An 18,417-nucleotide genomic window follows, 5' to 3' on the forward strand; every position below is an offset into this window, starting at 1 on the left:
GCCGGGCCTACCCCCGCAGGAACCGGGTGAAGGACCTGGCCCACCCCTCGACGGTCTCCCTGGTGAACAGGTCCGTCGAGTACTCGAAGGTGATCGTGAGGGTGTCGGCCTCGGGGGCGATCACGACGTACAGCTCGTTGCGCGCCACGCCCTCGAGGGGGAGGGCGCGTACGGCCGTCGACACGCCTTGGAGGTCCAGGGCCGGTGGCTCCGTGGTGACCACCGTGAACAGGACCGTGGGGAACAGGGCGCCCTTCAGGTCGGGTGACACCAGGGACACCACGTCCGTCAGGGGGAGTTCCTGGTGGTCGAGGGCCGTGAAGAGGGAGGCGCCCAGCTGCGTGACCAGATCGGCGAAGGTCTCGGCCTCGCCCAGTCGGGCCCGCAGCAGCACGGCATCACCCAGGATGCCGACGATCTCCGAACGGTCGCGCCGGACGCGGTTCGCGCTGGACGCCGCCAGGACGATGTCGTTCCCCTCGCCGCACAGGTCGCCCAGCCACCTGGCGAACATGGCCGCGAGGACCGTGTAGGTGGTGGTGCCCAGGCGGGTCGCGGTGTCGGCCAGGATGGCGGGGGTGTCGTCGTCGATGACCCAGGTGTGCAGGGCGCCCCGGCCGGACAGCGTGCCGGGGCGCGGATGGTCGTAGGGGAGGGACGGGCGCAGGGGGACGCCTTCGAGTTCCGAGCGCCAGAAGCGTTCCAGGGCCGTCCTGCGTTCCTCCGGCAGTGCGTGTTCCGATCGGGCGAAGTCGGTGAACTGGGAGATTTCAATGGGCAGTTGTGGAGTCCTTCCCGCCCGTCGGGCGTTGTACAGCTCCGCCAGGTCGCGCCGGATGATGCCCAGGGACCAGCCGTCGCAGACCGCGTGGTGGAAGACCGTCACCAGGATCCAGTGGTCGGGGGCGACCTTTGCCAGACGGAAGCGGTGCAGTGGGGCTTGGTCCATCGCGAACGGGGTGGACACCTGCTCGTCGCACCAGCGGTCCACCGCGTCCGCTGCCGCCCTCGTGAGGTCGGTGAGCGGCAGCGGCACCGGGATCTCCGCCAGGACGTCGACCTCGTAGCGTCCGTCCGGCCTGCGTACCGGGCGGCTGCGCAAGGCGTGATGGCGGGCCACCAGGTCGGTGAGGCCTTGGTGCAGGGCACGCGGGTCCACATCGCCGCGCAGGTCCATGCGGTGGGCGATGTTGTAGACGCTCGGGTCGGTGAGCGCGTGGTGGCGGCGCCACAGACGGCGCAGGGTGGACGGCATCGGTGCGGTGTCCACGACACGGCTCCGTGCGGCGATGCCCCGGATGGTCGGATCCAGGAAGAAGCCGGCCATCGTGAGGTCGACGCCGGCCTCGTCCCGCATGCGGTTCAGCAGCCTGATCGCGCTCAGGGAGTGGCCGCCCAGTTCGAAGAACGACGTGGTGACCGGGACCGGGTCCGCGTCCAGTTCCTCGCACCACAGATCGTGCAGCGTCTTCTCCAGGACCGTGGCCGGCACGGCGGCCGGCGTCGCGTCGGAGCCGTCGCCCGGCTCGGGCAGGGCGGTGCGGTCCAGCTTGCCCGAGGCGTTCACCGGGAGGCGGTCCAGGGGCACCCAGCGGCGGGGCACCAGGTGGTCGGGGAGGTCGGCGGCGAGCGCGGCCCGCAGGGGATCGAGGCCGCTCGTCGGGTCGGTGGGGACCACGTACGCGACCAGTTCCGTGTCGCCGTGGCGGTCGCGGCGGGGGATCACCGCCGCGTCCCGGACCCCGCGCATCGCCGTCAACGCCGCCTGGATCTCGCCGGGTTCGACCCGGTAGCCGCGGACCTTGACCTGGTCGTCCGCCCGGCCCAGGTAGTCCAGGGTGCCGTCCGTACGCAGGCGACCCAGGTCGCCCGTGCGGTACAGCACCCCGTCCGTGCCGTCGTCGAGGAAGGCCGCGGCGGTCTCGGCGGGGCGGCCGTGGTAGCCGTACGCCACCGGGACCCCGCCCACGTGGATCTCGCCGACCGCTCCGACCGGGACCTGCCGGCCCGTGCCGTCCAGCAGCAGGACGCGCGCTCCCGGCACCGGGGTGCCGATCGGCGGCCACTCCTCGCCGTCCGGGTCGACGCGGTGCGAGGTGACGATGACCGAGGTCTCCGTGGGGCCGTACTGGTTGTACAGCGTGCAGTGCGGGTGCGTGGCGAGAAAACGCCGGAAGGCGGTGGTGAGCTGGAGCGCCTCGCCGGCCGAGAACAGCTCGCGCAGGGACGGCAGTTCGGGGGCGGTCTCCATCAGGTACTTCAGCGGGGTGCAGGGCATGAACATCCGCCGCACCTCATGGCGGCGCACCGCCTCGGCCACCGCCGCCGGGTCGTGCCGTACGGCGTCGTCGACGAGGACCAGCGCGGCTCCCGAGGCCAGCGTCGTGAAGATCTCCTGCACGCTGACGTCGAACGCCGGTGACGTCCACTGCAGGGTACGCAGGGCCGGGTGGCGGCTCAGATGCCCCTGGACCAGGTTCGCGGGGCCCCGGTGGGGTACGACGACGCCCTTCGGGCGGCCGGTCGATCCCGAGGTGTGGATGCAGTACGCCGGGTCCTCCGGCCGGGCTCCCTCCGGTACGGGGCCGGTGGGGAGCGTCTCGTCCACCTGTTCCACCCGCTGGACGGGCAGCCCCGTCGCCAGCTCCGGGTGCCCGGCCAGGGCGGCGTCGGAGGTGAGCAGGACGACGGGTGTGCCGTCGGCAAGCAGCAGTGAGAGACGGGGGGTGGGCAGGGACGGGTCGAGGGGGAGGTAGGCCGCCCCGCTCTTGAGCACCGCGAGCAGGGCCGTGATCAGGTGCGGGCCGCGCGGCAGGAGCACCGCCACCCGTTCCCCGCGTGCCGCGCCCCGGGCCCGGAGCTGCCGGGCGAGGCGGTCGGCCGCCGCGTCCAGGTCCGCGTAGGAGAGCCGCTGTTCCCCGCTGATCAGCGCTACGGCGTCCGGGGTGCGGCGGGCCTGCCGCTCGAACAGGCCGTGCAGGGTGCCGGGGGACGACGCGTCGTCCACGCCGGCCGGGTGCTCCCAGCGGGCCAGGATCTCGCGGTCGGCGGCGGTGAGGGCGGTCAGTTCGGGGAGTGGCGCGTCGGGGGCGGCCAGGGCGCGGCGCAGCGCCTGCTCGACGTAGTCCACGAAACGGCGCACCGTGGTCTCGTCGAAGAGAGCCGTGTCGTACTCGACCATGAACCGGACGCCGCCCGCGTGATGGGTGAGGTAGACGCTCAGGTCGAACGGGGCGCGGGCGCTCGGCACGTCGAGCAGGGTGGCCGTCAGACTCGGCGGGTCGAAGGGGACCTCGCCCTCGTTCTCGTACTCCACCATCACCTGGAACAGCGGATTGCGGCCCGGGTCGCGACGCGGGTTGAGCGCGCCCACCAGCTCGTCGAAGGGGACGCCCCGGTGTTCGTACGCCGAGGTGCTGCTCTCGCGGACCCGGTGCAGCAGGGCCGGGAAGTCCGGGTCTCCGGTGAGGTCCAGACGCAGCGGCACGGTGTCGAGGAACAGGCCCACATGGTCCTCGGCGCCGACGGGCCGCGCGGCGACCGCGGTACCGATCACCATGTCCCGCTGCCCGCTGAACCGGCCGAGGACCGCGCCGATCGCGCTGGTCAGCGTCATGAAGAGGGTGGCGCGCTGCCGGGCCGCGAACGCCCGCAGCCCGCCGGTCAGTTCGGCGTCGAGGGCGTGTGTGAGGCTCGCGCCCGCTCCCGACCTGACCGGCGGACGGGGACGGTCGGTGGGCAGGGCCAGCTCCGGTGCGCCGTCGAGTTGCCGTCGCCAGAAGTCGAGCGACGCGGGATCCGGCACGGCGGCCGTCGGCGGTTCGGACAGGGGACCCGGTGCGGAACCTCCGCCCCGCCGGGCGCGGTAGTACGCGGCCAGGTCGCGGGCCAGGACGGCCGTGGACGACGAGTCGAAGACGATGTGGTGCGCCATGAGGAAGAGCAGGTGGTGGTCCGGAGACAGCCGGAGCAGGCGGGCCGCGACCAGAGGGCCCGAGGCGAGGTCGAGTCCGTGGTCCGCCGCGAGCGTCGCCCGTAGCGCCTCGTCCTCCGTCGACCCCGTGTGGTCCTCCACCGGGCAGTCGAGCGGCATACGGTCGCGTATCTCCTGGTACGGGACACCGGCCGTGTCACCGAAGACCGTGCGCAGCGCCGGGTGCCGGTCCGTGACGCGGTACAGCGCCCAGCGCAGCGCCGGTACGTCCAGGGGGCCGTCCAGCCTGATCGCCTTGGGCTCGTGGTACATGGCGGTGCCCGGGTGCAGCTGCTCCAGGAACCAGATACGGCGCTGGGCGGGGGTGAGGGGGGTGCGGGACGTACGGCGGGGCTCGGGCAGGGCCCGCGCTGCCGTCTTGGGTGTTGTCCGCCTCACCCGGTCCAGGACCGGCAGCGCCGCCAGCACCTTCTCCTTCGGTACGCCGAAGTCCACGAAGCAGGCGATCTCGTCCGCTCCGGCGGCCAGCAGCCGCGCTACGGTCTCCGCCGCCGTGTGCTCGTCGCCGATCAGCGCCCGGGAGTCGCAGTAGCGCTCGTAGGCGCGTCCGAGGAGGAACTCCACGTCCTCCTCCGGGGTGTTCTCCAGGTCCACCTGGAAGCCGAGACTGTTGGTGACCTGGTCGAAGAGGGAGAGGGAGGACCGCAGATACGACAGGAACGGCCGGTACGCCTCGGCCCGCGCCCGCTCCGCGTCGTCCTCCAGGTACGTGTGCACGAGCACCACGACCCGCCCCGCCGCCGGGTCCAGGCCGTGCTCGGCACGGCAGCGCCGGTACAGCGCGATGTTCTCGGCCAGTTGCTCCACCGTCTGCGTCATCAGATTGGTGACCACGCCGAGGTCCTCGGCGGCCGCCCGGCGGTAGCTGTCCGGGTTCCCGACGACGGCCACGTACATCGGCGGCCGTTCCTGTACGGGCCGCGGGTGCAGGCGGATCTCCACCTGGGTGCCGTCGCCCGCCGTCGTCTTCAGCGCCTGTCCCGACCACAGCTCCCGTACGGCCGCCAGGTGCTCGTACATCACCTCACGGTGCCGGCCGAAGTGCTGTGGGGCGAGCGCGAAGTCGGTGGCGTGCCAGCCGCTCGCGAAGCACAGGCCCGCCCGGCCGCCGGAGATGTTGTCGACGACCGACCACTCCTCGGCTACCCGGGCGGGATGGTGCAGCGGCAGCACCACCGAACCGGCGTGCAGCCGGACCCGGCTGGTCCGGGCGGCGAGGGCCGCGGCCAGGACGGAGGGGTTGGGGAAGAGCGCGCCGAAGGAGTTGAAGTGCCGTTCGGGGAACCACAGGGCGTGGAAGCCGTGCTGGTCGGCGAAGTCGGCGGCGTCCATGATCAGGCCGTATTTGTCGTGGTCGGTCTGCTGGGGGTAGTCGCCGAAGAAGTAGAGGCTGAAGTCGACGGCTCCCGAGGGGGTGGGCTCGGGGACGAGGCGCGTCGGCACCTGTTCCGGAGCGGCTGGTGCCGTCGTGGTGCCGGTCGCTGTCGCGAGCACGTCCAGCTGGCGGGAGATCATCTCGCCCACCTGGCCCACCAGTTGCTCCGCCAGCCGTAGCTGCTGACCGAACAGGGCGTGGAGGTCCGGGGAGGCCGCCTGGGGAGCGGCGGGCGCCGCCGGTTCCTGGGCCGGGGGTTCCTGGGCCGGGGGTGCCTGGACCAAGGGTGCCTGGACCGAGGGTGCCTCTGGTGCCAGGACCGCGGGTTCTGGCACCAGAGGCGCGTCGCCCCGCAGTCGCGCGACCCGTTCCGCCAGCCGACGCGGTGTGTCGGCCGAGTCGAACACCTCCCGGACCGGGACACGGACGCCGTACCGCTGTTCCAGCTCCGTGGTCATGCTCATCAGGGAGAGTGAGTCGGCGCCGAGTTCGAAGAAGGAGCTGTCGGGGGTGACGTCGGCGACCGAGTGGCCCAGCTTGTCCGCCGTCAACTTCCGTATCGTGTCCACGACTTCATCAGCGCGAGGTTCCGGCCTCTCAGGTGTCGCCACTGGGGCTTCGGTACGGTACGGCACCCTGCTCCGCCGCAGGGGATGCCCGGGCAGCGGCACCCGGCCACCGTCGTCGCCGGTGAGCGTCCGCCAGTCCAGGTCGGCACCCCCGCGGTACAGCGAGCCGAGGGCCGTCAGGAACCCGTGGGCCTGCTCGGCGGCCCCGTCCCCTTCGCCCTGCCCGCTCAGCCAGCGGCTGTCGGGAACGCAGTGCCGGCCGAGCCCGGTGAGGGTCCGCCCGGCGCCGATCTCCACGAAGTCCCGGAACCCCTGTGCGGCGGCCGTGTCCATGGCGAGGTCGAAGCGGACCGGCTGCCGGGCCTGCCGGCAGAGGTAGTCCACGTCGACCGTCCAGCCCACCGGGCGCGGCTCGCCGTCGGCCGTGGTCACCAAGGTGGTGTGCAGCGGCCGGTACGTCACGTCACGCGCCCGGGTCCGGAACTCGTCCAGGGCGCCGGCCATGTCCGCGGAGTGGAACGCCCGGTCGACCGGCAGCGCACGCCACCGCAGGCCGTCCAGGTCGAGCAGCCGTGCCGCCTCCCTCAGAGCCTGAGGCGGGCCCGAGAGCACCTGGGCGCGCGGGCCGTTGACCGCGGCGAGTTCCGCACCGGCGGCGTCCGCGACGCGTCGGGCGGTGGCCTGGTCGGCCCGGACGGCGAGCATGCCTCCGGCCGGGCAGCGGTCCTGCATGAGACGCCCGCGCCAGGCGGTGAGCCGCAGCCCGTCCTCCAGGGTCAGGGCGCCGGCCGCGTACAGGGCGGCGTACTCGCCGACGCTGTGGCCGATCAGAAGCCCGGGGCGTATTCCGGCGGCCCGCCAGGCGTCCGCCAGCGCCGCCTGATGGGCGAAGAGGGCGGCCTGCGCGGTCTCGGTGGACCAGATGCAGTCTTCCGTGGCGAGGCCGGCGACATCGGCGAGATCTGTGAGATCGGTGAGGCCGGGGGCGGCCAGGAGCGGTTCCAGCAGGCTGCCGCCGAACTCCCCGGCGTAGAGCTTCTCGCACCGGTCGAGCGTGGTCCGTGCGGCCGGGTGCGTGGCGTAGAGGCCGCTCGCCATGCCGCGGCGGGCGCTGCCCTGGCCCGGGAAGGCGAAGGCGACCGGGCCGGGAGGGGAGGCCTCGGGGCGGTTGTCTTCCTCCAGCGCGCGGGCGAGTTCGCCGGCCGTGCGGCCGACCACGGCGGTGCGTGCCGCGCGGTGCGGCCTGCCGAGGGCCAGGGTGGCGGCCACATCGGCGGCCTGGAGGTCCGGCCGGGCCAGCAGCCGGTCGCGGAGCGCGGCCGTCAGCTCGGCGAGGGCCTCGGTGTCGCGAGCCGACACGGGGACCAGGACCGGCGGCTCCTCAGCGGAACGCGGGCGAGCGAGCGGGGCCTCCTCCAGCACCACATGGGCGTTGGTGCCGCCGACGCCGAGCGCGCTGACCCCGGCCCGGCGGGGCGCACCGTCCGGCACCGCCCAGGGCCGCAGTTCCATGGCCAGAGTCAACGGTCCGTCGGCCAGCGGGAGTTCCGGGTTGGGCCGGGTCAGATGCGGTGTCGGCACCAGGGTGCGGTGGCGCAGCATCAGGACCGTCTTGATGAGCCCGGCCATTCCGGCACAGCTGTCGAGGTGCCCGATGTTGGGCTTCACCGAGCCGACGACACAACCGCCGGAACGGCCCGAGCGCCCCGCGCCCTCGCCCAGCACCCGGGCCAGCGCCGTGAGTTCCACCGGATCGCCGAGCCGCGTCCCGGTGCCGTGCGCCTCCACGTACGAGATCGTCTCCGCGGGTACGTCGGCCCTGCGCAGGGCCTGCCGTACGACGTCGGCCTGTCCGTCGACGCCGGGGGCGCTGAAGCCGACCTTGGCGGCGCCGTCGTTGTTGACCGCGGAGCCCAGGATCACCGCGTGCACGGTGTCGCCGTCGGCCAGTGCCCGGTCGAGGCGCTTGAGCAGGACGGCGGCCACGCCGTTGCCGCCGACCGTGCCGTCGGCCTCCGCGTCGAAGGCGCGGCACCGTCCGGTGGGGGACAGGATCGACCCGGGGTGGCTGTGATAGCCGCTCTCCTGGGGCAGATGCACGGCCGCGGCGCCCGCCAGCGCCAGGTCCGTGTCACCGGTCAGCAGCGCCTGGACCGCCAGGTGCACCGCGACCAGCGACGTGGAACAGGCCGTCTGCACACCGATCGCCGGGCCGGTGAGACCGAGCCGGTAGGCGACCCGCGTGGCGAGGAAGTCCGGCTCCTGCCCGATGGCCGTCTGCATTCCGGCGGCCGGGTCGGCCGGGTCGTACGGCGAGCTGTCGGCGGAGGGCTGCTGGTGGTCGTAGAGGTTCATGCCCGACCCGGCGAACACCCCGACCCTGACGCCCGGCGCGGTCGCCGCGTGGCCGCCGTCCTCCAGCGCCTGGTGGCAGCACTCCAGGAACAGCCGGTGCGCGGGATGCGTGAGCCCGGCCTCCTTGGGGCTCAGCCCGAAGAAGTCCGTGTCGAACTCCTCGACGCCGTCGAGGACTCCGGCGACGGGCACGTGGCCGGATGCCATGAGCTGCGGCTCGCCGAAGACCCGGACGCTGTCCACGCCGTCCCGCAGATTGGCCCAGAACTCCTCCGCCGAGTTCGCGCCGGGGAAGCGCAGCGCCAGTCCGATGACGGCGACCCGTTGATCGGGGGATGTGGACAGGGTCGTGCCGTGGTAAGTCTCCGTGTCCGGCGCGGCTGCCGCCGCCGGCCGGCTCGTGAGATGCGCGGCGAGCGCCGTGACCGTCGGATGCTCGAAGAACGCGGTCTGCGCGATCGGCATGCCGAGACGTTCCGCCAGCCGGTTCCGCAGGCGCACCAGCAGTACGGAGGTCAGGCCGAGTTCGTAGAACGGCACGTTCACGTCGACCGGGAGGCCCAGCACGGCGCCCAGTTCCTCCCGGACAGCGTGGGCCACGGTGTCCGCGTCCGGCCCGGCATCAGGGGCCGTGCCGCCGAAGCCGCCGTCGATCAGCCTGCTCTGGAGTTCCGCGCGGCGCACCTTGCCCGCCGGCGTGCGCGGGAACTCGTCCACCGGCACGGGCAGGACGTACGCGGCGGTGAGCCTGAGGCGGGTGAACAGCGCCGCCTTCAGCTCCGTGGCGATCCGGGTGTCCTCGGGAGCGCCGCGGCTGACGAAGAACACCGCGAGTTCCTCCGTGCCCCGCTCCGGATGCGGGATGCCGCAGGCGGCGATCTCGCCCTGCCGGACGCCGTCGACGGTGGTGGCGGTCTCCTCCACCTCGTGGCAGTACACGTTGTGGCCGTTGAGGATGATCAGGTCCTTGCGCCGGCCCGTGATGACGACCTGGCCGGAGTCGAGGAAGGCCAGATCGCCCGTGTCCAGCCAGTCCCGCCCGGCGGGGTAGGCCGCGGCGTCGGCCTCGGGGTTGTCGACGTAGCCGGGGGTGAGCCGCGCGGGGGAGTGGACCTGGAGCCGGCCGATCCGGCCCGGCGGGGCGAGGTCGCCGCGGTCGTCGACGACGCGCAGGGTGACGCCGTGCGCGGGATAGCCGGACGCGACGAAGGTGACGCAGTCGGCGTCCGGGGCGTCCGCACCGGCCGGGACCAGGTCCTCGCCCAGGCTGCTCTTGAGCAGGCGGTGCACGGTCCCGGGCCGGTCGAGCCGGCCGTAGGTGACGGCCGTGACCGTCTCGGCCATGCCCCAGACCGGGGCGATGTGCTCCTCGCGCACCCCGTACGGGGCCGTCGCGTCGAGGAAGCGGCGCAGCACCGGCAGCACGACCCGCTCGCCCCCGCACAGCAGGGACTTGAGGCCGCCCAGGTCCCAGTGGCCGTCGGGCCGTTCGGCGAGCGCGTCCGCGACCAGCCGGTAGGCGAAGGTCGGTGCCCAGCTGTGCCGCGCCCGGTGTTCGTGGAGGAGGTCGAGCCAGCGCAGCGGGTCGGCGAGCACCCGCTCGGTGGGTGCGTGGACGTTGGTGCAGCCGGTGAAGACCGCGAGCAGGTGGTAGAGCAGGAAGGCGCCGCTGTGGTCGACCGGCAGCCAGTTCACCATGGTGTCGTCCGGGCGGACGTCGAGGATCCGCCGGCTGCTCGCCGCGAAGTCGGCGAGCCCGGCGTGCGTCAGCCGCGCCGCCTTCGGTACGCCGGTGCTGCCCGAGGACAGCATCAGCAGGGCGGTGTCGGACGGGTCCGGCTCGACGTGGTCCTCAGAACCGTCCTGGTCGTCCGCGTGCGGCGCGTTCAGGCAGTCCCCGGCGAGGGCGACGCGCGGTGCGGGCGTGGCGTGGGCGAGCGCCGCGGCGCCGGACGCGTCGGTCAGGACCAGTGGCCGGTCGAGTAACGCGCAGGCCTGCCGCAGGCGTTCGAAGGCCGGGGAGCCCGGCGCGGGATGCTCGGCGATGGCCACCGGCAGGGCACCGCCGAGCACACAGGCCCAGAAGGCGGGGAAGAACTCGGCGAGCGGCAGCCCGCACAGCACCACCGTGTCGCCGCGCCGCAGCCCGTGGGCCCGCAGGCCGGTGAGCATACGGCGGGCCGCGTCCAGCAGTTCGGGATACGACCGCGAGGTCGTCGGGCCGTCGGCGGCGACGGTGACGACGGCTCCGCCGGAAGCGGACCGGGCGGCGCTCAGCAGCGCCCGCACGGCGTCGACCGGATCGTCTTCGGTGCGTTCGGGTTCAGGGCCCTGGCAGACGACTTGCCCCCGTAGACGTTCCATGCGTGTCCTCTCCCTTGTCTCCGCCGGTGGACGAACGGTCTTCTCCGGCGGCGGACGAACGGTCTGCTCCACCGGTGGACGAACGGTCTGAACGGTCCTCGGCGCTACGCGCGTCGCGCCGCCGGACGGTGAGCAGCAGCAGAACCAGCGCCCCGCACGCCGCGGCCCCGTGGAAGACACCCACGACGGCGAGCGCCGGCAGGGCCTCGAGCGCGGCCGCGGCGGCGATCGTGCCCAGGGCGAACCCGGACTGCTCGGCGGTGGCGGACAGTCCGAACAGCCGGCCGCGCTGCCGGTCGGGGGCCGCCTGGAGGCGCGAGGTGTAGACGATCTCGGTCCAGCCGTCCGCGAACCCGGCCGCCACGGCCGCCGCGATCAGGGCAGGGGCGGGCGGGCCGGTGAACGCGGCCACGAAGCAGAGCGACATCGCGCAGGTGCCGACGGCGAACGCGCGCTCGCCCCAGGACGTCCCGTGTGACCGGCGTTTGAGGACCTGGTGGGCGAGCAGGGTGCCCACCGCCCACGCCGCCCAGAACCGGGCCATGAACACCGCCGGATCGGACGGCTCGGCCGCGTGCGCCGCCAGCGGAAGGGCGACGTTGTGCGACGCGGACGCCAGCGCGTCGAGCCCCCGCAGCGCGATCAGGCCGAGCAACGGGCCCGCGAGGCCCGCCACTCGGCGCCGCAGTCGCCCGCCACGCCCTGGTGAGGACCCCTCCCCGCCGACCTCCGCGGCCCCCGGGTAGCTCACCGCGTCGCCGCCGGTGTCGCCGTCGCGGTCCGTGTCGCGGTCGGTGTCCGTGCGCGGCCGGAGCACCAGCACCGCGGCGGCGGACACCGCGAAGCTCGCGGCGTTGACCCCGAACGCGACACCGAAACCGCCGAGAGAGATGACCGGCGCGGCCGAGGCGAAACCCAGCACCGTGGCGACGGACCGGGCCGTGACCAGCACCCCGTTCGCCCGGGCGCGGTCGTCCTGCCCGACCATGACCGGAACCGCGCTGCGCAGGGCGACGTTGAAGAACGTGTTCCCCGCGCCCAGCACCACCACCGCCCCAAGCAGCACCCACAGCGGCGTGCGCGACGCCCAGAGGGCGAGCACCACCATGGCGAGGGTCTGGGCGAGGTCCGTCACCACCATGAGGGTCCGGCGCGTGAGCCTGGCGGTCACGGCCCCGGCGGCGAGACCGGCCGTGACGCCGGACAGCAGCCGCACCGCCATCACCGCACCCACGCCCAGGGCGCTACCGGTGACCTCGTACGAGAACAGGCTGAGCGCGATCAGATTCAGGTAGGTCCCGTAGGCCGACACGGCGTGCGCGACCACCAGGGACCGGAACCTCCGGTCCACCCCCGTCACCGAACTCCTCACCCCTGGCCGGGCCAGGCTTCGGCCGTTCGGCGTCTCCGTCGCAGCGTAGCCTGACGTGGTCAAGTCATGTGGGGCGTTCGGATCAACGCGGTGCCGAGGCCAGCGACCGCTTTGTCACCCGCTCCAGATGCCGCCCGAACACCTCCCGCGCCTCCGGCGTCAGCGTCCGCAGGGCCACCAGCGCCGTGATGACGACGTCGCACAGCTCCGCCTGCACGTCGTCCCAGGTGTGCGTCACACCCTTGCGCGGGTTCTGCCCCGTCGCGCCGATCACCGCCTCGGAGACCTCGCCGACCTCCTCGGAGAGTTTCAGGATGCGCAGCAGTACGCCCTCGCGGCCCTCGACCGGGCGGTTGGCGTCGAGCCACTCCCACAGGGTGTCGATGGTGGCCCACAGTTCGGGTGCGGGGGCATGCGGCGTGTGATCGGTCATGGGGGCGCAGCCTGCCACGTGGGTCTGACATCGCCCCGCCCGCTACTCCAGGTACTCCTCGTCGAACAGCGGGTCCTGCTCGCCTTCCTTCGCCTTCCGCAGGCGCTTGTTCCGCGCCCCCACCACCAGCGCGGTCCCGGCCGCCGTCGCGGCGAACGCCGCCGGAATCATCCAGCCCCGGTTCACCGCGTGCCCGAGCAGATGGTCCAGGGAGAGCCGCCCCGGGCCGGTGACGGCCAGGCCGGCGGCCGTCAGGCCCAGCGTCGCCGCGTACTCGTAGCCGCCGCCCTGGTTGAAGAACCCGTTCGGTGTGTGCACCGCGGCCGCCCCCGCCATCGCACCGGCCGCCGCGGCACCGGCAGCGGGAGTGGCCAGGCCCAGGGCCAGCAGTGTGCCGGCGCCGCTCTCCGCGAGGCCCGCCGCCGTCGCGCTCACCTCGCCCGGGACGTAGCCGACGGACTCCATGAACTGCCCCGTGCCCTCGATGCCGCCTCCGCCGAACCAGCCGAACAGCTTCTGCGTGCCGTGGGCGGCCAGCACACCGCCCGTCCCCAGCCGGAGCAGCAGCAGGCCCAGATCACGTCGGTCGTAAGGCCTCACGTCGTCTCCCGGAGCAGGCAGCAGGAACTTCGAGGGCTCTCCTCGTCGCGCTTCCACCGTCGCACCCCCGACCTCCCGCGACACCCGGCGGAGCCGCCCGGGACGCCGTTCGGGTGGTACGGGTGGCGTGGCCCGCCGACCGGTACGAGGCTGACTGGCATGACGATTCAGACCACGCGCCTCAGCGACCCGGCCGTCCGAGCCTTCGTGACCGCCGTGAACAACCACGACCGCGAGAGCTTCATGGAGCTCCTCGCGCCGGGCGCGACCATGGCGGACGACGGCTCCGACCGCGACCTCGCCGACTGGGTGGACCGGGAGATCTTCCTGTCCCACGGCCATATGCAGGTCGACAGCGAGTCCAACGACGGCCGTTCCCTCGTCGCCCACTACAACAACGACACCTGGGGCGAGATGCGCACCCGGTGGAGCTTCACGGTCGACGACGACGGCAGGATCTCCCGCTTCGAGACCGGCCAGGCCTGAAACAGCGCACTCCGGGGGTCTTGCCTTCGAGTGGACTCCAACTCGTAGCGTCCCCGGGCATGGACACCACACGCACACTGGGACGCAGCGGCATCGAGGTGAGCGCCCTGGGCTTCGGCTGCTGGACGATCGGCGGGGAGTGGCAGGCGGCCGACGGGCTGCCGCTCGGCTGGGGGAAGGTCGACGACGAGGAGTCGGTGCGGGCGGTGCGGCACGCCCTCGACCTGGGCGTCACCTTCTTCGACACGTCCGACAACTACGGCACCGGGCACAGCGAACGCGTGCTGGGCCGGGCCCTCGGCAAGCGCAGGGCCGACGTGGTCGTCGCCACCAAGTGGGGCTACCTCTTCGACGAGCGGACGCGGACCGCCGACGGCAGCGACGACTCCCCGGCCCACCTGCGCCGCGCCCTGACCGCGTCCCTGCGCCGCCTCGACACCGACCATGTGGACCTGTACCAGTTCCACATCGGGGACGCCGACCCCGAGCACGCCGCCCTCCTCCGCGATACCTGCGAGGACCTGGTGCGCGAAGGGCTGATACGCGCCTACGCCTGGAGTACCGACGACCCGGCCCGCGCCGCCGTGTTCGCCGAGGGCCCGCACTGCGCCGCCGTCCAGCACGCCCTCAACGTCCTCCAGGACGCGCCCGACATGCTCCGGCTCTGCGAGGAGAGGGGCCTGGCCAGCATCAACCGGAGTCCGCTCGCCATGGGGCTGCTCGCCGGGAAGCGCCGGGCCCGCCAGCCGCTGGAGAGCGGGGACATCCGCAGCAGGCCGCCGGCCTGGCTCCAGGGTTTCGGTGACGGATCGGGCGCCGACCCCGAGTGGCTCGCCCGCGTCGAGGCCGTCCGCTCCATCCTCACCAGTGAGGGCCGGACCCTCGCCCAGGGCGCCCTGGCCTGGCTGTGGGCCCGCAGCCCCGCCACCGTCCCCATCCCGGGCTTCCGCTCGGTCGCGCAGGCGGAGGAGAACGCGGGTGCGATGGCGAAGGGAGCACTGACCGGCGGGCAACTGGCCGAGATCGACCAGCTGCTCGGGCGGTGACGGGGTCGATCTACGCGGCAGTCGTTCCACGCACCGGTGCGTACTCCGCGGTCCCTCGCGGGGTCCACCCCCACCCGGTCCGTGGAACGACTGCCGCCTCCCCCCAGAAGGTGGCCAATGGAAGCTCTTTGCTCCAACTGTGAAGCTTTGGTGTAGGAGATTTGAGCATAAGCGCCCTACCGGCCGCAATAGTGCGGACGTTGCAATTCCGCTTGTGCAGGTTGAGGAGTTGACGACCGCGGGCTCGGCGCTCAGCCGCGCCCGACGTACGGCATCGCCGTAGCGAGTACGGTCGCGAACTGCACGTTCGCCTCCAGCGGCAGCTCCGCCATGTGCCGCACCGTGCGGGCCACATCGGCGACGTCCATCACCGGTTCCGGAGCCACCTCCCCGTTCGCCTGAAGCGCTCCCGTCTGCATACGGGACGTCATGTCGGTCGCCGCGTTGCCGATGTCGATCTGCCCCACCGCGATCCCGTACGGCCGCCCGTCCAGCGACAGTGCCTTGGTCAGGCCGGTCAGCGCGTGCTTGGTCGCCGTGTAGGCCACCGAGTGCGGCCGGGGTGTGTGCGCCGAGATGGACCCGTTGTTGATGATCCGCCCGCCCCGCGGATCCTGCTCCTTCATCTGCCGGTACGCCGCCTGCGCGCACAGGAACGCCCCGTTGAGGTTGGTGTCCACCACGTGCCGCCACGCCTCGTAGGGCAGCTCCTCGACCGGAACGCCGCCGGGGCCGAACGTGCCCGCGTTGTTGAACAGCAGGTCGACCCGCCCGAAGCGCTCGACGGCGGAGGCGAAGAGGGCGGACACGTCCTCCGGCCGTGAGACGTCCGTCCGTACGGCGAGAGCCGCGCCCTCGGGCGCCAGGGCCGCCGTCTCCTCCAGTGCCTCGACGCGCCGGCCCGCCAGCGCCACCGACCAGCCCGCGCGGAGCAGTTCCACGGCGACCGCCCGGCCGATGCCGGATCCGGCCCCGGTCACCACCGCGACTGCATTTTCCTTGGCATTCATGGGCCCGCAGCGTACGGGAGGCCCCGCCATGCGGAACTCATCCGTCCGTCACGTGCGTGCGGTGTTCACGTCGACCAGGTGTCGCCCCCGGCCACTCCAATGCCCCGTGCAGCCATTCGCCAGGGGAGGACCGGATGACACCCGCAGCACGCCCGTCCCAGCACGCCCCCGAACTCCGCGCGGCCGCCCGGCACATCGGCCGACGCCGCTTCCTCACCACCACCGGAGCCGCCGCCGCGCTGGCCTTCGCGACCAATCTGCCCTCGGCCGGAGTCGCGGCCGCCGCCGAACTCGACGCCGCGCGGATCACCGAGAACCCGTTCACGCTGGGCGTCGGCTCCGGCGACCCCCAGCCCGGCTCCGTGATCCTGTGGACCCGCCTCGCACCCGCCCCCTTCCAGGCCGACAGCGGACTGCCCGCCGAGCGCGTCACCGTCCAGTGGGAGCTGGCCCACGACGAGCGGTTCCGCCGCATCGCCCGGCGCGGCACCGCCACCGCGCACCCCGAGTTCCACCACACCGTCCACGTCGAGGTGGGCGATCTGGACGCCGGCCGCGTCTACTACTACCGCTTCCGCGTCGGCCGTTGGGTCAGCCCGGCCGGCCGCACCCGCACCGCCCCGGACCCCGGCAGCCGCGTCTTGGGCCTCACCCTCGCCGCCGTCTCCTGCCAGGCCTACCACGACGGCTACTACACGCCGTACGCCCATCTCGCCGACGACGACGTCGACCTCGTCTTCCACCTCGGCGACTACCTCTACGAGTACGCCGTCAACTCCGCCGGCGGCCAGCGCAAGTACACCGACCGCACCCTGCCCGACCTGTTCAACCGCGAGACGCTGACCCTGGAGGACTACCGCCTTCGGTACGCCCTCTACAAGTCCGACCCGGACCTGAGCGCCGCACACGCCGCGCACCCCTTCGTCGTCACCTGGGACGACCACGAGACCGAGAACAACTACGCCGACGAGATCCCCGAGAACGACGTCCCGCCGGAGGAGTTCCTGCTGCGCCGCGCCGCCGCCTACCGCGCCTACTGGGAGAACCAGCCGCTGCGCAGCCCGCAGCGCCCGGCCGGCCCGGACATGCGGCTCTACCGCCGCCTGCGCTGGGGCCGGCTCGCCCAGTTCGACGTCCTGGACACCCGCCAGTACCGCTCCGACCAGGCCTACGGCGACCAGGCGCACGTCCCGGGACCCGAGTCCGACGACCCGGCGCGCACCATGACCGGCGCGACGCAGGAACGGTGGCTGCTCGACGGCTGGCGCTCCTCGCGGGCGCTGTGGAACGTCGTACCGCAGCAGGTCATGTTCGCCCGGCGGCACATGGACGCCACCACCCCGTCACGGGTGTCGATGGACGCCTGGGACGGCTACAGCGCCTCACGCCGGCGCGTCCTCGACGGGGCGAAGGCCGCCGGCGTCGAGAACCTGATGGTGCTCAGCGGCGACGTCCACTCGGCGTACGCCTTCGACATCAAGGACGACTTCGACGACCGGTCCTCGGCGACGCTCGGCACGGAGATCGTGGCCACCTCGATCTCCAGCGGCCGGGACGGCGCCGACAAGCCCGCGACCTGGGACACCTACATGTCCGCCAACCCCCACCTGAAGTTCTTCAACGGGCGGCGCGGCTATGTGACGGTCGCGCTGGGGCAGGAGTCGGCACGGGCCGACTTCAAGACCGTGCCGTACGTGACCACGCAGGGGGCGCCCGTCACGACGGCCGCGTCCTTCGTGACGGAGGTGGGGGAGCAGGGGCTCAAGCCGGCGTGAGGTGCGGCTCGCCCGTCTCGCCGGGGTGCCCGTCCGTCTCGCCGGGGTAGCTGACGCCGACGCGGTCCCGGATCGCGTCGAGCGTCCGCATCACGGCGAGCGTGCCGTCGAGCGGGACGAGCGGGGACTCGGTCTCGCCGGCGCGCAGGGCGCGCATCACCTCGGCGGCCTCGTGGCGCAGGCTGTTGCGCGGCCCGTCCCCCGGATCGGCCGTGAACTCCTCGGCGTCACGGCCGTCCCGGTGCAGCACGAAACGGTCCGGGAAGAAGAACCCGTCCGGGATGTCGATACGGCCCTGCGAGCCGGTGACCGAAGCGGAGGTCGCCGTACCGCCGACGATGGAGCAGTGCACCGAACCAAGAGCGCCGCTCTCCCAGGAGAGCAGTGCTCCTGTCTGGAGATCGACGCCCTCCTCGGAGAGCACCGCTCGCGCCGCGATGTCCGACGGCTCCCCGAGCAGCAGCTGCGCGAACGACACCGGATACACGCCGAGATCCAGCAGCGCGCCCCCGCCCAGCTCCGGGTTCCGCAGCCGGTGCGACGGCGGGAACGGACCGGCCAGCCCGAAATCGGCCTGCACACTGCGCACTTCGCCGATCACGCCGTCGTCCACCAGCGACTTCAGCCGCCGCACCAGCGGATTGCAGTACATCCACATCGCCTCCATCAGGAAGCGCCCGTGCTCCCGCCCCAGCGCCACGAGTTCCGCCGCCTCGCCGACGTTCAGCGTGAACGGCTTCTCGCACAGCACGTTCCGCCCGGCCGCCAGACAGAGGCCGGCGGCGGTCCGGTGCGCCGTGTGCGGAGTGGCGACGTAGACGACATCGATGTCCTCGTCCCGCGCCAGCGCGTTCCAGTCGCCGTACGCCCGGGGTATCCCGAACCGCTCCGCGAACGCCTTCGCCGACTCCTCGGACCGCGACGCCACCGCCACGACCTCCGCGTCCGGCAGGTCGATCAGATCCGCCGTGAACGCGCCCGCGATCCCACCGGTCGCCAGGATGCCCCACCGCACCGTGTCCGCCGTCATTACCGCCC

Annotated in this window: 9 protein-coding genes; 3 read left to right on the top strand and 6 right to left on the bottom strand. The window is 73.0% G+C overall.

Annotated elements, in window-relative coordinates; genetic code table 11:
- Positions 1–7: 7 nt before the first annotated feature.
- The 4 genes from OG542_RS29005 to OG542_RS29020 form a co-directional block, all read right to left on the bottom strand.
- The gene (locus OG542_RS29005) at positions 8–10,657 is read right to left on the bottom strand and encodes a non-ribosomal peptide synthetase/type I polyketide synthase (protein WP_328414601.1); all 10,650 of its coding nucleotides are present in this window, start codon (positions 10,655–10,657) and stop codon (positions 8–10) included.
- The gene (locus OG542_RS29010) at positions 10,617–12,017 is read right to left on the bottom strand and encodes an MFS transporter (RefSeq protein WP_328414603.1); all 1,401 of its coding nucleotides are present in this window, start codon (positions 12,015–12,017) and stop codon (positions 10,617–10,619) included. Before OG542_RS29010 ends, OG542_RS29005 begins: the two co-directional genes overlap by 41 nt.
- 94 nt (positions 12,018–12,111) lie before the next feature.
- Positions 12,112–12,462, bottom strand: a complete 351-nt coding sequence (locus OG542_RS29015) for a MazG-like family protein (protein ID WP_328414605.1) — start codon at positions 12,460–12,462, stop codon at positions 12,112–12,114.
- 42 nt (positions 12,463–12,504) lie between these two features.
- Entirely contained in the window at positions 12,505–13,062 is a 558-nt protein-coding gene (locus tag OG542_RS29020; RefSeq protein WP_328414607.1) for a DoxX family protein, read from the bottom strand.
- A gap of 159 nt (positions 13,063–13,221) precedes the next feature.
- Between OG542_RS29020 and OG542_RS29025 the strand changes: the two genes are divergently transcribed.
- Both OG542_RS29025 and OG542_RS29030 read left to right on the top strand, forming a co-directional pair.
- Positions 13,222–13,548 carry a nuclear transport factor 2 family protein gene (locus OG542_RS29025; protein WP_189724715.1) on the top strand — a complete coding sequence of 109 codons (327 nt, stop codon included), beginning with the start codon at positions 13,222–13,224 and terminating at the stop codon, positions 13,546–13,548.
- Positions 13,549–13,607: 59 nt separating this feature from the next.
- Positions 13,608–14,594 carry an aldo/keto reductase gene (locus OG542_RS29030; RefSeq protein ID WP_328414609.1) on the top strand — a complete coding sequence of 329 codons (987 nt, stop codon included), beginning with the start codon at positions 13,608–13,610 and terminating at the stop codon, positions 14,592–14,594.
- Between the two features lie 251 nt (positions 14,595–14,845).
- Here OG542_RS29030 and OG542_RS29035 read toward each other — a convergent pair whose 3' ends face one another.
- Positions 14,846–15,604: an SDR family oxidoreductase gene (locus OG542_RS29035; RefSeq protein WP_328414611.1), complete on the bottom strand. Its 759-nt coding sequence runs from the start codon at positions 15,602–15,604 to the stop codon at positions 14,846–14,848.
- Between the two features lie 134 nt (positions 15,605–15,738).
- Here OG542_RS29035 and OG542_RS29040 point away from each other — a divergent pair, with 134 nt between their 5' ends.
- Positions 15,739–17,379 carry an alkaline phosphatase D family protein gene (locus OG542_RS29040; RefSeq protein WP_328414613.1) on the top strand — a complete coding sequence of 547 codons (1,641 nt, stop codon included), beginning with the start codon at positions 15,739–15,741 and terminating at the stop codon, positions 17,377–17,379.
- On the opposite strand, the gene OG542_RS29045 is transcribed toward OG542_RS29040, so the two are convergent.
- Positions 17,366–18,409, bottom strand: a complete 1,044-nt coding sequence (locus OG542_RS29045; RefSeq protein WP_328414615.1) for a Gfo/Idh/MocA family protein — start codon at positions 18,407–18,409, stop codon at positions 17,366–17,368. The two genes, OG542_RS29040 and OG542_RS29045, sit on opposite strands and share 14 nt — an antisense overlap.
- Positions 18,410–18,417 lie beyond the last annotated feature (8 nt).

Source organism: Streptomyces violaceus, assembly GCF_036014075.1.
Taxonomy (GTDB): Bacteria; Actinomycetota; Actinomycetes; order Streptomycetales; family Streptomycetaceae; genus Streptomyces; species Streptomyces violaceus.

Bases quoted from the DNA above. Each gene is read 5' to 3' on its own strand.
- OG542_RS29005 (WP_328414601.1), bottom strand. From the start codon at position 10,657: ATGGAACGTCTACGGGGGCAAGTCGTCTGCCAGGGCCCTGAACCCGAA.
- OG542_RS29015 (WP_328414605.1), bottom strand. From the start codon at position 12,462: ATGACCGATCACACGCCGCATGCCCCCGCACCCGAACTGTGGGCCACC.
- OG542_RS29025 (WP_189724715.1), top strand. From the start codon at position 13,222: ATGACGATTCAGACCACGCGCCTCAGCGACCCGGCCGTCCGAGCCTTC.
- OG542_RS29030 (WP_328414609.1), top strand. From the start codon at position 13,608: ATGGACACCACACGCACACTGGGACGCAGCGGCATCGAGGTGAGCGCC.
- OG542_RS29035 (WP_328414611.1), bottom strand. From the start codon at position 15,604: ATGAATGCCAAGGAAAATGCAGTCGCGGTGGTGACCGGGGCCGGATCC.
- OG542_RS29040 (WP_328414613.1), top strand. From the start codon at position 15,739: ATGACACCCGCAGCACGCCCGTCCCAGCACGCCCCCGAACTCCGCGCG.
- OG542_RS29045 (WP_328414615.1), bottom strand. From the start codon at position 18,409: ATGACGGCGGACACGGTGCGGTGGGGCATCCTGGCGACCGGTGGGATC.